The sequence below is a fragment of the Deltaproteobacteria bacterium genome (assembly GCA_028818775.1).
Lineage (GTDB): Bacteria > Desulfobacterota > Binatia > UBA9968 > JAJDTQ01 > JAJDTQ01.
Map to the genome: position 1 here is coordinate 1 of JAPPNE010000166.1, position 2,338 is coordinate 2,338.

Consider the following 2,338-nt stretch of genomic DNA (forward strand, 5'->3'; position numbering starts at 1 on the left):
GGCCGCGATCGCCGGTCTCGTTGATGTAGTCCCACGACATGTCGGTGCCGACCCAACCCGGCGCTACGGCGTAGGAGAGGATGCCGTCGCCGCCGTGGGTGCGGGCGAGGGTGTGGCTCAGCGCGTTGAGGGCGCCCTTGCTGGCCGCGTAGGAGCCGAGCAGCGGCTTCTCGCCCCGGTGCGCGGCCCGGCTCGAGAGGTGGATCAGGATGCCGCCGTCGCCGCGCGCCCGGAAGTGCGCGACGGCGCGCGTGGCAAGCTCGGCAGGCGCGAGCAGATTGAGCTGGAGCGTGCGCAGCCAGACCGCGCGCCAGGCCGCAGGCCAGGCGTCGTCGTCGGCAAAGGCGGGCTCGGCCTCGTAGGCCGCCGCGTTGTTGACCAGAACGTCGATGCGGCCCCGCCAGGCGAGAGCCTGCTGCCAGAGCGCCTCGGGCGCCGCCTCGTCGGCAAGATCGGCCCCCACCAGGCGGCAGCGCTCGGGAGCCGCCTCGGCCAGCGTTTCGGCCGCGTCCCGGTTCCGGTTGTAGTGCAGGACGACGGATGCGCCGCCGTCGAGCAGCGCGCGCACGCAGCAGGCACCGATGCCGCGCGATGCGCCGGTCACCAGCACGACCTTGTCTTTCACGCCGACTGTTCCGCCTGCCGCACGATCTTCCGCCATCGCCTCCTCCGCCGGTCACCGCAACGAATCGAGGATTTCGACCATACAGAATGGGCAATCCCGGCGGCAGGTCACGCGCATTTCGCAGCGGGCGCGAGCGTGCCATGCTGGATTTCGGCCCCGGAGGCGGACGCCGATGAAGAAGCGCATCCACCTCAACGCGTTCTCGATGAACTGCGTCTCCCACATCCAGCACGGCCTCTGGGTGCGGGACGACACGCGCCAGCGCGAGTTCAACCGGATCGAGCCCTGGATCGAGCTCGCCCGGCTGCTGGAGAAGGGCGGCTTCGACGCGCTCTTCCTCGCCGACGTGATCGGCACTTACGACCTCTACCGCGGCGGGGCGGAGGCCGCGATCGAGGAGGCAGTGCAGATCCCGGCGAACGATCCGATGCCGCTGATCCCGGCCATGGCGATGGCGACCGAGCATTTGGGCTTCGCCTTCACGAACTCGGTCCTCCAGGTGCCACCCTTCACCTTCGCCCGCCAGATCTCGACGCTGGATCACATCACGCGCGGGCGAATCGCCTGGAACATCGTGACCTCGTACCTGCCGAACGCGGGCACCAACCTCGGCTTCGGCGGGTTGCCGCCTCACGACGAGCGCTACGCCCGCGCCGAGGAGTATCTGGAGGTCACCTACAAGCTCTGGGAGGGAAGCTGGGAGGAGGACGCGGTGCTCTGCGACACCGCGCGCGGACGCTACGCCGACCCCGCCAGGATCCATCCCATCGACCACGCGGGCGAATACTACGAGGTGGAGGGGCCGCATCTCTCCGAGCCGTCGCCGCAGCGGACGCCGCTGCTCTTCCAGGCGGGCTCCTCGGAGCGCGGGCGGGAGTTTGCCGCCACCCATGCCGAATGCGTCTTCATGTTCGCCTCCATGCGGAGCCTCAAGGCATCCACCGGCGTGGTGCAGGACATCCGTGCCCGCGCCGCCCGGCGGGGGCGGCAGCCCGAGGACATCCTGTTCTTCCAGGGCGTGACCCCGGTGGTGGGCGGAACCGAGGCGGAGGCCAAGGCCAAGGCAGCGGACTACGCAGCGCAGTCGAGCGTGGAAGGCGGCCTCGCGCACATGAGCGGCAGCGTCGGCGTGGACCTGGGCGCCATCGACCTCGACGCGCCGCTCGTGAGCCTTGAGACCGACGCCATGCAGGGCGTGGTCCGGGGGCTCATCGAATCGGCGCCGGACAAGTCGGTCACCTTCCGCGACCTCATCCGCTCGCGCGCCTCCGGCCAGTTCCTCACCGGCACGCCCGAGCAGATCGCGGACACGTTCGAGACCTGGCACGAGGCGGGCGTCGACGGCTTCAATATCGTCTACGCGGTGACGCCAGGCACCTTCGGGGACTTCATCGAGGGCGTGGTGCCGGAGCTGCGCCGCCGCGGGCTGGTGCAATCGGACTATGCGCCGGGCACGCTTCGCGAAAAGCTGTTCGGCTCGGCGCGGCTCTCGGCGCGCCACCCCGCCGCCCAATATCGACGTTAGAAGGGTTAGAGGAAGTTGGGCCGTGTAACGTTTGAATGAGTGGTCTGATTCACAACGAGTTTTTGGTGTTCCAGTGCCGCTCCGTGCGGTTCTTTTGTAAACAATGCCGTGGAGATCGGCCCGATCTGGGGGGCATTGTTTACACTTTCGTCGTCGGCACCGCGTGTCGAGCCAGGAAGGATGGGCCG

3 protein-coding genes are annotated in these 2,338 nt (G+C 68.9%); 1 reads left to right on the forward strand and 2 read right to left on the reverse strand.

Going from position 1 to position 2,338, the window contains the following annotated elements; all coding sequences use genetic code 11:
- Window positions 1-661: SDR family NAD(P)-dependent oxidoreductase (locus OXU42_17685; protein ID MDE0031219.1), on the reverse strand; the 661-nt coding region annotated here is incomplete at its 3' end.
- 136 nt (window positions 662-797) lie between these two features.
- Between OXU42_17685 and OXU42_17690 the strand changes: the two genes are divergently transcribed.
- Entirely contained in the window at window positions 798-2,150 is a 1,353-nt protein-coding gene (locus tag OXU42_17690) for an LLM class flavin-dependent oxidoreductase (GenBank protein MDE0031220.1), read from the forward strand.
- Window positions 2,151-2,155: 5 nt separating this feature from the next.
- Here OXU42_17690 and OXU42_17695 read toward each other — a convergent pair.
- Window positions 2,156-2,338 (reverse strand): hypothetical protein (locus OXU42_17695; GenBank protein MDE0031221.1); only part of this gene is annotated, 183 nt, incomplete at its 5' end.

Bases quoted from the DNA above. Each gene is read 5' to 3' on its own strand.
- OXU42_17690 (MDE0031220.1), top strand. From the start codon at position 798: ATGAAGAAGCGCATCCACCTCAACGCGTTCTCGATGAACTGCGTCTCC.